The 10,895-nt window shown below is 64.6% G+C and carries 13 protein-coding genes and 1 tRNA gene; 2 read left to right on the top strand and 12 right to left on the bottom strand.

What is annotated here, in order from left to right:
• The 5 genes from JWM94_RS01645 to JWM94_RS01625 all read right to left on the bottom strand — a co-directional run.
• A partial coding sequence (locus tag JWM94_RS01645; protein ID WP_299420441.1) for a hypothetical protein occupies positions 1-623 on the bottom strand: 623 nt, incomplete at its 3' end.
• Between the two features lie 155 nt (positions 624-778).
• On the bottom strand, positions 779-1,663 hold the full coding sequence (locus JWM94_RS01640) for a hypothetical protein (RefSeq protein ID WP_299420439.1): 885 nt from the start codon (positions 1,661-1,663) through the stop codon (positions 779-781).
• A gap of 29 nt (positions 1,664-1,692) precedes the next feature.
• A complete protein-coding gene (locus tag JWM94_RS01635; protein WP_299420437.1) occupies positions 1,693-2,292 on the bottom strand; it encodes a hypothetical protein in 600 nt (199 codons plus the stop codon).
• Positions 2,293-3,091: 799 nt separating this feature from the next.
• Positions 3,092-3,166: transfer RNA gene (locus JWM94_RS01630), tRNA-Gln, on the bottom strand.
• Between the two features lie 56 nt (positions 3,167-3,222).
• Entirely contained in the window at positions 3,223-4,311 is a 1,089-nt protein-coding gene (locus tag JWM94_RS01625; RefSeq protein ID WP_299420435.1) for a branched-chain amino acid aminotransferase, read from the bottom strand.
• Between the two features lie 78 nt (positions 4,312-4,389).
• Here JWM94_RS01625 and JWM94_RS01620 point away from each other — a divergent pair, with 78 nt between their 5' ends.
• Positions 4,390-4,905: a helix-turn-helix domain-containing protein gene (locus JWM94_RS01620; RefSeq protein WP_299420433.1), complete on the top strand. Its 516-nt coding sequence runs from the start codon at positions 4,390-4,392 to the stop codon at positions 4,903-4,905.
• Here the strand turns inward: JWM94_RS01620 and JWM94_RS01615 are convergent.
• From JWM94_RS01615 to JWM94_RS01595, 5 genes are all read right to left on the bottom strand, one after another.
• On the bottom strand, positions 4,902-5,708 hold the full coding sequence (locus JWM94_RS01615; protein WP_367185843.1) for a pyrroline-5-carboxylate reductase family protein: 807 nt from the start codon (positions 5,706-5,708) through the stop codon (positions 4,902-4,904). The two genes, JWM94_RS01620 and JWM94_RS01615, sit on opposite strands and share 4 nt — an antisense overlap.
• A complete protein-coding gene (locus tag JWM94_RS01610; protein WP_299420431.1) occupies positions 5,705-6,211 on the bottom strand; it encodes a YbjN domain-containing protein in 507 nt (168 codons plus the stop codon). The genes JWM94_RS01615 and JWM94_RS01610 overlap by 4 nt, the downstream gene beginning before the upstream one ends.
• An 88-nt stretch (positions 6,212-6,299) precedes the next feature.
• Positions 6,300-6,572, bottom strand: a complete 273-nt coding sequence (locus JWM94_RS01605) for an accessory factor UbiK family protein (protein WP_299420429.1) — start codon at positions 6,570-6,572, stop codon at positions 6,300-6,302.
• Between the two features lie 26 nt (positions 6,573-6,598).
• A complete protein-coding gene (locus JWM94_RS01600; RefSeq protein WP_299420426.1) occupies positions 6,599-7,150 on the bottom strand; it encodes a TspO/MBR family protein in 552 nt (183 codons plus the stop codon).
• Between the two features lie 106 nt (positions 7,151-7,256).
• Positions 7,257-7,994, bottom strand: coding sequence for a TlyA family RNA methyltransferase (locus JWM94_RS01595; protein WP_299420424.1), 738 nt, complete (start codon positions 7,992-7,994; stop codon positions 7,257-7,259).
• A 184-nt stretch (positions 7,995-8,178) separates the two neighbouring features.
• Between JWM94_RS01595 and JWM94_RS01590 the strand changes: the two genes are divergently transcribed.
• Positions 8,179-8,850: an alpha/beta hydrolase gene (locus JWM94_RS01590; RefSeq protein ID WP_299420419.1), complete on the top strand. Its 672-nt coding sequence runs from the start codon at positions 8,179-8,181 to the stop codon at positions 8,848-8,850.
• A 9-nt stretch (positions 8,851-8,859) separates the two neighbouring features.
• On the opposite strand, the gene JWM94_RS01585 is transcribed toward JWM94_RS01590, so the two are convergent.
• Positions 8,860-9,648, bottom strand: a complete 789-nt coding sequence (locus JWM94_RS01585; protein ID WP_299420415.1) for a helix-turn-helix transcriptional regulator — start codon at positions 9,646-9,648, stop codon at positions 8,860-8,862.
• Positions 9,614-10,895 (bottom strand): 1-deoxy-D-xylulose-5-phosphate synthase (gene dxs / locus JWM94_RS01580; protein WP_299420411.1); only part of this gene is annotated, 1,282 nt, incomplete at its 5' end. The genes JWM94_RS01585 and dxs, both read right to left, overlap by 35 nt.

The raw sequence follows: 10,895 nt of genomic DNA, 5'->3' as shown, positions 1-10,895 counted from the left end.
CGCGTTTCGGTCGCCGCAGCCTTCGAAGTCGCGTTACCGATCGGCACGTGCGCCAGGAGTGCGGCGGCGATGACCAACGCGAACACGAGCGCGAACAGCGAGGCAAAATAACCTAGGATCATCGCCGCCACAACGACGACATGGCGGCGATAGAGACGCCCCAGTGCAATCACCATCACAGGGAACAGGACGATCCAGCCCCAATTGTTGGGATCGCCCGGCAATCGCAATTGAAAGACGGCTCCCTCGAACAAGGCTAGCCACGGGAAGATCAGCGCCATCACCGTGAGCATCGTCATCGAGAAATCGCGGATCGAAACGTCGCGGCGCTTGATCCGCAGCAGAAGGTGAAGCGGCGCGTATAAGACCGTGACCATCCCCATCACAGCGATCGCCTGGAACGCTTCGGTGACGATCGGAGGTGCGAAATGCTCGCTTTGACTATGCTTGATCGGCAGGATCGTCATGATCAGCGACCCGATCAGCACCGCAGCGACCCAGAACCCGGTCAGATCGACGATCGTGAAACGGCGTTCGCGAATCTCGTGAATCAAGTGGCTCGGCCGGATCAGCGACCGCGCATGCTCGATATATTGGGCGACGGGCTCAAAAAGGGACCGCATCGCCCGGCGCGCAAGATGGCCGGTCTCCAGTTCGGCACCGCAGCTTGCGCAATACTTCCCAATCGCCGCCGCTTCGCAGCGCGGGCACGCCGCCGGCCTGCCGTCGACCGCCGCATCGAAGCCGCACCGCGTACAGGCTAGAGAATCTGTGTCGTTCATGACTTCTTCGCCGTTACCGGAGGCGATTGCGGCGGGGATGGCTTGTGAGCGGTCTGTGCTGCCAACACTGCCAGTCCCGCGAGCAGCGCCACCAGCGCCATGACATAGCCCCCGAATATTGGCAGCGCCGTCCATATTCGCCGCCGGTAGAGAGCCGCGAAGGCGGCGCTGTAAAATGCTATGCTGAACGGCATCGTCCACCAGGTCGGCTCGCCCGGAAGGCGGTGCACGATCACACCCTGCACAAGCTTGAGCCAAGGATAAAGCAACGCGGCGACCGTGAGTATCGTCAGCAGAAATTGGCGAACCGTAACGTCCCGGTGCCCGATTCGGAGCAGAAGGTGTGCGGGCGCGAACACGATCACCGTTCGCACCATCAGCAATAGCGCTTGCGCGGCTTCCAGTACGATCGGCAATTCAAAATGTTCGCCCTCGGCGACCGGCAGGAACGCTTCGATCAGGCTCGCCACCAGCACTGCGGCGACCCAGAACCCGATCAGTTCAACCCCCGTGAAGTGCCCATCGCGGATCTCGTGCGCCAGCTCGCGTGGACGGATTAACCAGCGAATATGCTCGAAATATTCGAAGAGCGGCCCGAACAATGCGCGCGCCGCGCGGCGAACGACATGGCCTTGCTCAAGCTCGGCGCCGCATTTGCTGCAGTAGCGCCCAGCGCCGACTGTCGCGCAGCGCGAACAGGCGAAAGCTTCCGGCTCCCCGGGGCCGTCGAGTCCGCAACGTGGGCAACCGATGTCATCCAGCGAAAGTTCGTGGTGCGCGTGTTTGGCTATCGCGACCTGCGACTGCAGGGCGCCGCGGACGAGTCTAGCCGAGGCTCCGACCGTGCGACTGGTAAGAACTGGACCGTCGGGCTTTGTCAAAGCGGTGTACCGATTGCAACGAGTAGTGACTAAGGCGCAGCGACCTCGCGTTCCGCGTTGACTGGGGCATCGACGTCCAACAGCGAGCAGTACCAGTCAGCGAACGTGTCCTGATAACACAAGCCCGATGCGTTCGGTTGTGGTGTGCGACTGCAATTCGTCCCCTTGTGATCCGACGGACCGCCATCGTAGCCACCCGGCTTCATGATCCGTCCACACTGATAGCCGCGCAACGAACCCTTGATCGCATAAACGGGCTTGTTGATGTCGATGTTCGACATGTTGACGTCTTCATTGGGATTGTATGGCCGACCAGGTGCCACGGCAGTGACCTGAACATTGTCGTAGAGGTACACATTCTCGCCTGACACATGCTCGCCATCGCAGATGACGTACTTGGCGATCGTTTCATTCGACGGCGGGCCGCTGGCGGGCACTTTCTTGGTCGAGCATTTGCGCGGACCGGTCGCGCCATAATCAGTGCCGACGGTGGTATCCGGGATCAACTGGACGCCATCGTCGGACCCCGCCACCTCGGTGGCGCCGTTCGCACTGCCGCCATCATTGCCGCCGCATCCGGCAATCAGCATCGCCAGCGCGAGTGCTCCGGCTGAGTATCCTTTGCGCATGTCCGGCCTCCCCCTCACCGCTCAAACACCGCGAGCATCGCCCAATGCTAGGCGTCGCGGCACAATTCGGATTGTAAGAAACAGCCGATCTTGTTCGTGATGCAGCGGCAGGCGTTGGCCGAGTGTCCTCAATTGGGTCGTTAGCCGCCATCGGGCGGCCCCAAGATTTGGCGATTACGTAGTGCACGAACCCAGTCAATTTAGGGCTGTTTCTGTCGGCTCCCGCTCCACGCGGAAGAGAGAGACAACACGCATCCAATCAACGCGCCGCTGGCGAGGCAACCGCGGATCGATCATACGACGATATCGTAGCGCCGGCATATCTAGTGACAGCGAGCGCTGCGATCCACGGATTTCACGAACCAGTGCTCGCACCGGCACCGGCACCGGCCAAGCGCGGGCCTGACAAGAAGCGAGCGGCATGAGCTTTTTCGCGTTTGGGGGTTTGGTGTTCGCGCTGATCGGATCGATCGGCGTGGCGGTAAGCGTCCTAACGGGCGTCACCCAACCAAGTGGCCCGACAAGCCGATCACGCTCAATGATAATCCGGATGCGTTCTGGGCGAGGGTCAAGTTGTACGGTGGAATCGCCGTCGCGGGATCAGCGGTCGCGATTCTGGCCTTCGCTTTTCAATAATTCAAACTGCGACACTACCAGGGAGCCATAGAGAATGTGCCCATTTTCTGGCTCGATAGCCCGACCCAACGCTCTCTCTAGTTGACACCAATAACGCAAACGGCGCGGAACTGCGCCATTCGCAGCCCGCACTCTCTCACGTCGGTTTCGCAGGCGGACTGGTTGGCTGGGGCGGCAGGATTCGAACCTGCGGTACGCGGCATCAAAAGCCGCTGCCTTACCACTTGGCTACGCCCCAATATCTCCACGCGGGAGCGCGCGCTTATAGCGGCGCTTCGCAGTCTGCAAAGTCCTTTAGAGCCGGTCGAGCCAGTCGTGCCGATCCGGCGCGCCGCCGGTCTGGATCGCAACCAAGGCGTCGCGCAGCGCGGTCGCGGTCTGGCCCGGGCCGCCCGACCCGATCGTGAAGTCGCCCGACGCCGCCTTGACCGATCCGATCGGGGTGACGACCGCCGCGGTGCCGCAGGCGAACGCTTCGACCAATCGCCCGCTCGCCGCATCGGCGCGCCACTGGTCGAGCGAATAGCGCTCTTCACGCACCGCAATGCCACGGTCTCTTGCCAGCTGGATCAGCGAATCGCGAGTGATACCCGCCAGGATCGTATCGCTGAGCGGCGGAGTCGCGATCGATCCGTCGTCGAACGCGAAGAAGATATTCATGCCCCCAAGTTCCTCGACATAGCGGCGTTCGATCGCGTCGAGGAACACGACCTGGTCGCAGCCCTTAGCGGTGGCTTCGGCCTGCGCCGCCAGGCTCGCGGCGTAATTGCCGCCGCATTTCGCGGCGCCCGTCCCGCCGGGCGCGGCGCGGGTGTAATTCTCCGACGCCCAGATCGACACCGCCTTGGGCCCGCCCTTGAAATACGATCCGACCGACGATGCGATCACCATATAGATATATTCGGACGACGGCTTGACCCCGAGGAAGGTCTCGCTGGCGATCATGAACGGGCGGAGGTACAGCGCACCGCCGTCGCTATCCGGGATCCAGTCGATCTCGCTTCTGACCAACGCGCGGCACGATTCGACGAACAGATCGGCGGGCAGCTCGGGCATCGCGAGGCGCCGCGCGCTTGCCTGGAACCGGCGAGCATTGGCGTCGGGGCGGAACAGTGCGGCGCCATCGTCGGCGGTGCGATACGCCTTCAATCCTTCGAAAATCTCCTGCGCGTAATGGAGAACAGCGCAGGCCGGATCGACCGTCAGGGGGGCGCGCGGCGCGATCGCCAGATCGTGCCAGCCGTCCGCCGCATTATAATGCGCGATCGCCATATGATCGGTGAAGACGCGTCCGAACCCGGGATCGACCATCCGCTGCGCGCGCTCCTCGGCGGGCGTGGGCGAGGCGGACGGATCGAGCGGGAACGTGGTCGCGATGGTCATGGCCGCTGTCCCATAGCGCGGGAATATCGGCGCGTCCAAGGGTTGCAATAGGGCCGTTACGGTGGCAACCAGGTCAACATGACTGTCCAAACCCCAGCCGCTTCGGCCCAATTCCTGCGCGAATCGGAAATCCGCCGCGGCACTGAATTGCTGTTCTTCGCGTATAGCCGCGTCACGCGCGCGGTCGATGAACGGCTCGGCGCAAACTCAATCGGCCGCGCGCATCATCGCGCGCTCTATTTCATCGGCCGCCATCCCGATATTTCGGTCAGCGAATTGCTCGCGATCCTGAGCGTGACCAAACAGTCGCTCGGGCGCGTCTTGACCGAACTCGAGGATCGAAAGCTGGTCGAGACGCGCGTCGGCGACCGCGACCGCCGCCAGCGGCTGTTGCGGCTGACCGAAAGCGGCTCGGCGCTCGACATGGAACTGTTCCACGCCGGACGTGACATCATGGCCACCGCCTACACGAAGGCCGGGCAGCAAGCGGTGACCGGCTTCTGGGCGGTGCTCGAAGGGCTGATCCCCGACAGCGAGCGCGCGCGGGTCCATTCGTGGCGCGAGAATTCGGTGCCGCCGGGGGAGCGGGGCTAGCGCTTCGCTTCTGCGGCCATTTCGCGGCCGCGGCGTTCGGCGGCTTGCAGCGTTTCGGTCAGTAACTTTACCAGCGCATCGTCGCGGTCGAGCACGTTGAGCCCCTGCCGGGTCGACCCGCCGGGACTCGCGACGCGGTCGGCGAGCGTCGCGGGCGACGCGTCCGCAACCGCCGCCATCGCCGCCGCACCATCGACCGTCGCCAGCGCCAGCCGCGCGGCCTGATCGGCTGGGATACCGAGCGCCTCCCCCGCCTTGGCCAGCGCGTCGATGAAGCGGAACAGGAAGGCCGGGCCGCACCCTTCGAGCGTGCCCAGCGCGCCGTACATCGCCTCGTCTGCGGTCCATTCGACCAGCCCAAGCGGTGCCATCAGCGCGGCGACCGCATCCTTCGCGGATTGCGGTGCGGCGCGCGCATGGAGCACGACCACGCCCTTGCCCAACGCAACGGGCAGATTGGGCATCGCGCGAACAATAGCGGGGCCGGGGAAACGCTGCGCCAGCGTCGTTTCCTCGACCCCGGCGAGGATCGATATCAGCACCGGAGTCGGCGCGATCCGCTTGCCATGGGCGGCAACGATCTCGTCGATCTGCTGTGGCTTCATGCCGAGCATGATAGCGTCGGGCGGCGGTCCATCGGGCAGCGCGCGCGATTGGCGCACCCCACCCGGCAAATCGCGGTCGTGGCGGTTGACCACATCGACTGCGTCGGCCGACACTTGCCCGCTGTCGATCCAGCGACGCAGCATCGCGCCGGCCATGTTGCCGCACCCGATCAGCCAGAGGCGTTGCGGCACGCTCACGCCTCGCCCTGCGTCTCCGTCATCGACGCGGCGAGCGCTTCCTTGGGCGTCTTGCCGCCCCACAGAACGAACTGGAACACGGGGTAAAAGCGTTCGCACTCGTCGATCGCCGATTCGATCAGCAATTCGGCACCTTCGAGGCTGAGCGTCCCGCCATCGGTCCCGTCGATCATCGCGGCATGACGGTAGAGCACGATGCCGGAGGACGACCAGAGTTCGAAATGGCCGATCCACAATTGCTCGTTGATCAGCCCGATCGCTTCGTAGATCGCGCCGCGGCGTTCGTCGTCAGTCACCCGAATGTCGGGAAAGGCGAGGAATTGCAGCACGCTGTCTTCCTCGCGCCACAGCGCGCGGAGCTCGTATTGCGTCCAGCTGCCCTTGACCGTCGCGACGACCTCATCGTCATGGCGCTGATGGTCCCAGCCGTGCGCAGCATAGTAGCTCTCGATCATGTCGATCGGCGCCGCGTCCTCGCGCGACAGGTCGGCTTCATCGAGCATGGCAAGTCTCGTGCGTCATCGCGGCCGAATCTGCCCGTTGCGGCCCAGCCACGCAACGGGAGGCGTGGAGAAAGCTGTGGAAAATCGGTTAGGGCTTTGTGGACTTCGGCTTGGGAGCAGCGCCCTTGCCCTCAAGAGCGTCGAGCTGCTTCTTCAGCGCTTCGACCTCGTCGCGCGCTGCAGCGGCCATCGCCTTGACCGCCTCGAACTCCTCGCGGCTGACGAAGTCCATCCCGCCGATCCATTCGCGCGCGCGTTCGCGCGTCGCGGCCTCGGCCTCGCGGCCCATTCCGGCCAGCGTACCGGCGGCGCCGTTCACGAACTTGACCACATCGTCGAACAAGCGGTTTTCGGATTGCATCGTCTTATCCTCGAGAAAAATTCGCGTCAGATCGTCATCTGGGTGCTCGACGATGACGGTACAAGCGTCTCGGCATCGGGATTGAGCTGCATGATCCCCCAATTGAGTGCGCCCGCGAAGCACAGCCACGCCAGATACGGCACCATCAGCCATGCCGCCGCGGTGCGGATCCGGCCGAACACCAACGTCGTGATCAAAGCCACGACGAACATCGCGACCAGAACGAGCAACGCCGCAAGCACCAGATGCGCGCCGAAGAATATCGGCGTCCACACCAGGTTGAGCAGCATCTGGAACGCGAACAAGCCGATCGCCAGCCCGCGATAGCGCGAGCCGCGCGCGTTGAGAATCATCGCCAGCGCCACCCCAATCATCACGTACAGCGCGGTCCAGGCCAGCGGAAACACCCAGCCGGGCGGGTTGAGCGCCGGCTTGGCGAGTTCGCGATACCATAGGCTGTGGTCGCCCGACGGCGCGATTTGGCTCGAAGCGAAGCCGAGCAGGATGATCAGCGGCACCGTCACCACCGCCCAGCGCAGGAAGGCCCAGCGCAATTGTCCCTTGGTCGCGATTTCCATGTGGGCCCTTCTGGCAGCGCGCGCGGCGAAGGCAAGCGTCGCGGTCGTGGGAAGTGTCCCACTTACCCCAAAACCGTCACTCCGGACTTGGTCCGGCATGACGGAGTTATTCCGGCAGACGCGCCGCGATTAAAAACTCGACGTTGCCCTCGGGCCCGGTGATCGGGGTTGGCGTGACGCCTTGGACCATCCAGCCCCGCGCCATCAGCCATGCAGCGACCTCATCGCACACGCGCGCATGCACCGCGGGATCGCGCACCACCCCGCCCTTCCCCACTTCATCACGCCCCGCCTCGAACTGCGGCTTGATCAGCGCGAGCAGCCGCGCGTCCGGCTTGGCGAAGCGCATCGGCACGTCGAGCACCTTGGCCAACCCGATAAAACTAGCGTCGCAGACGATCAGATCGACCGGTTCGGGGATGTGCGCACCGGTCAGCACTCGTGCGCTGGTCTGTTCGTGGACGATCACGCGCTCGTCCTGGCGCAGCTTCCACGCCAATTGGTTGGTCCCGCTATCGACCGCGTAAACGCGCGCCGCGCCACGGCTGAGCAACACGTCGGTGAACCCGCCGGTCGAACTCCCCACGTCGATCGCCACCGCGTCGCTCACGCCCCAGCCGAAATGGTCGAGCCCGTGCGCCAGCTTGATCCCGCCGCGCGACACCCAGGGATGGTCGCGGTCCTTGACCTCGATCGCCGAGTCCTCGGCCAGCATTTGCCCCGGCTTGTCGATCTTGCGGTCGCCGACGAACGCCAGCCCCGCCATGATCAGCGCCTGCGCGCGCGTGCGGCTTTCGGCGAGCCCGCGGTCGGTGATTAGCTGGTCGGCGCGCACCTTTGCCATCGCTCGCATCTGACGCTGAAATCCGACTGGCGCAATCGGCATTCGATTCATCGCAATGCCTATTCCCATCAGGAAACTAGGGATTAGTTTCGGCGTTGGGAAGAAGGCGAAGATAGCTGCGCGGTCGTCCCCCTAGAGCGCCCACGCCGCCTTCTTCCCACCCTCTTGGTGGAGTCTAATCGACATGGGCCAGTTCACGCACCCCGACGGCACGCTCCCGACCATCCTGACCGTTCCCGGCCTCGGCGGCTCCGGGCCCAGCCACTGGCAGACACTGTGGGAGAAAGCCCGGCCCGACACGCACCGCGTCGAACTCGGGCTGTGGGATGCGCCGCACCGCAACGCCTGGGTGACTCAGATCGATCAGGCGGTGCGCCAGGCACAGGCGCCGGTGATCTTCGCGGCGCACTCGCTCGGCTGCCTCGCGGTGGCGTGGTGGGCGGAAATGAGCCCGCAGCCTTATGGCTGGCCGGTCGCCGGCGCGCTGCTCGACGCGCCCGCCGACGCCGATCGCCCCGATTGCGCGGCGGAACTGAAGGGGTTCGCCCCGACCCCGCGCAAGTCACTCCCCTTCCCCTCGATCCTCGTCGCGTCGAGCGACGACCCATGGATCGACATCGGCCGCGCGCGCAGCATGGCGTCGTTCTGGGGCAGCCATTTCATCGACGCCGGACCGCAGGGGCATTTGAACGCCGCCAGCGGAATCGGCTGGTGGGAAGAAGGCCGAGCATTGCTCGACCGCGTCATCGCTGCGTCGGGCGACCGCTCCGGCCACGCGCTGAGCCCGAGCGAGGCGCGATCGGTGCTCGCGATCAACGCCACTGACGCTGCGCAGGAGCATTATCTGGGACGGTGACCGGGCGCGTCAGGCGTCCGTTCGCTTCCAGAACATCACGAAGCTGGTCTTGCCGGCTTCGCGCGTGTCGCTGGCAAACCAGATCGCGCCGTCGACTAGCTTCAGCTTGAGCATATCGGCGTGCAATTTTTCGCTTTGAATGACCTGCATCGCCGCATTGGTCTGCTGGGCGTCGGCCGGTCCGATCCAGCCGGCGACCTGGCACAATGTGGCTGCACACTTCACTTTCATCGGGCCGACATTCGGGATCGGCGCGATACGCGTTTCGAGCGCGGCTTCGGTATCCGACGCCCAGGGGTCATCCCGCTTTTCGGCCAGGAAGCGCGAGTTGAGCGCGCGGGGGTCGGCAGCCGCACTGCCGAAACTCGTGCCGATCAGCGATACCGCTTCGCGGTCGGCGGTCTGGGGCGCGTTCAGCAGCAGCATAGCCACGGCGGTCGTCGCGCCGATTAGTCCGATTGTCATGAGCATCGATCCTTTGGACAGGCGGCCGCTGATCGCGACCCGAGGCCCATCTGACGCGATCCCAGGTCCGCTAACCACTCCGATAAGATCGTCCCGACTTTCTTGGGCGGCAAACAGCCGCGCCAGTTCGCGGCTGCTGCCGACACCGGTCTTGCGGCGAGCCTCGCGCAGCCGCTCATTGACCGAGCCGACCGAGCGGCCGGTGATCGTCGCGATGCTCTTGGCGGTATGCCCCTGAGCGAGCAGGTCGAGAACGGTGCGTTCGGCCGCGTTCAGCCGCGAAAGGTCTACGCCTTCCTCACGCACGTGCGCCTTCGACGACACCGGCATCATTGTGCCTGAGCGCCTTCAATACCGTCTCGACGATCGCATCGGCATCCAACCCGGCTTGGGCATATTGCACTTCCGGCTTGTCCTGGTCCTGGAACATGTCCGGCAGACGCATCGTGCGTAGCTTCAACCCCGCGTCGATCAGTCCGGTGTCGCTGGCATAGGTCAGGACATGCGCGCCCAATCCGCCGACCGCCGCTTCTTCGATCGTCACCGCGACCTCGTGCGTCGTTAGCAGTTTGCGGATCAGTTCCTCGTCGAGCGGCTTGGCGAAGCGGAGGTCGGCCACCGTCGTCGACAGCCCCCGCGCATCGAGCGCGTCGGCTGCTTTCAACGCTTCCGCCAGGCGCGTACCGAGCGATAGGATGGCTACCTTCTTCCCTTCTCGGACGATCCGCCCCTTGCCGATCGCCAGCTGTTCAGCGGTTTCGGGGAGCGCAACGCCCGTCCCGTTCCCGCGTGGATAACGCACTGCGATCGGTCCGGTATCGTGGAGCGCCGCGGTGTGCGTCATATGCACTAGCTCGGCTTCGTCGGCGGCGGCCATCACGATAAAATTGGGCAACGTCGCAAGGTAGGTCACATCGAAGCTGCCGGCGTGCGTCGCGCCGTCCGCGCCGACCAGGCCCGCCCGATCGATCGCGAACCGGACGGGTAAATTCTGGATAGCAACGTCGTGCACGACTTGGTCGTAGGCGCGTTGCAGGAAGGTCGAATAGATCGCGCAGAACGGCCGCATCCCCTGCGCCGCCAACCCGGCGGCGAAGGTCACGGCATGCTGCTCGGCGATGCCGACATCGAACGTGCGGTCCGGAAACGCCTTGGCGAAGCGGTCGAGCCCGGTGCCGCCGGGCATCGCCGCGGTGATCGCGACGATCGTCGGGTCGCGCTCGGCGTCCTTGATCAATTGGTCGGCAAAGACGTTCTGATAGGCCGGCGGCCCCGGCGGCGCCTTGGCCTGCGCGCCGGTGATGACGTCGAACTTCTGGACGCCGTGATATTTGTCGGCGGATGCCTCGGCCGGGGCATAGCCCTTGCCCTTCTTGGTCACGACGTGGACCAGGATCGGGCCCTGCTCGCTGTCGCGGACATTCTCCAGCACCGGGATCAGATGGTCGATGTTGTGCCCGTCGATCGGGCCAACATAATAAAAGCCGAGTTCCTCGAACAACGTGCCGCCCGTCACCCAGCCGCGGGTGAATTCCTCGGCTTTTTCGGCAGCGTTGTGGACTCGGCGCGATAGCTTGGCG

This window comes from Sphingomonas bacterium, assembly GCF_028289855.1.
Taxonomy (GTDB): domain Bacteria; phylum Pseudomonadota; class Alphaproteobacteria; order Sphingomonadales; family Sphingomonadaceae; genus Sphingomonas.
The sequence above is the reverse complement of the archived record's forward strand: the minus strand, read 5'-3'. Positions and strand labels throughout refer to the sequence as shown.